Here is a 374-nt window from a genome sequence, read left to right as displayed (position 1 = left end):
TGCCACGACTACCCAACTCTCTGTAAGCAGATGACTTCATGAACTGATACGTAGCGATAGCATACGAAGCATAAGGAATAATGCGTGAGCTGATTTGCTCCAACGCAAAAAAATGAATAGATTGCATAAGAATTTTTAATTCGAAAGCAGTAAAACCACGGATTGGCGTTTGGGGTTTTATTGCTTTTTTTTGTGATAAATTTGAGAGAACGTTTTCCCTCATTTCCTATATCTAATATACTGAAAATAAGCCACTTAACCCAATAAAACCAGGTCTAAAAATATGACTATAATCACCTGAAAATCAGTGAAATAAATAGCAAAAAAGTAGGAACTCTGGGGCAAAACAAACAGAACACGCACCGGAATCGCCC

1 protein-coding gene is annotated in these 374 nt (G+C 37.2%); it reads right to left on the bottom strand.

What is annotated here, in order from left to right; translation table 11 throughout:
* On the bottom strand, positions 1-223 hold a 223-nt coding region (locus ACXAHM_RS26395; RefSeq protein WP_474967076.1), incomplete at its 3' end, for a hypothetical protein.
* Positions 224-374: the final 151 nt, after the last annotated feature.

The sequence above is a fragment of the Flammeovirga sp. AWQ4_249 genome, from assembly GCF_056161045.1.
This window is presented reverse-complemented; position numbering and strand designations above follow the sequence as displayed.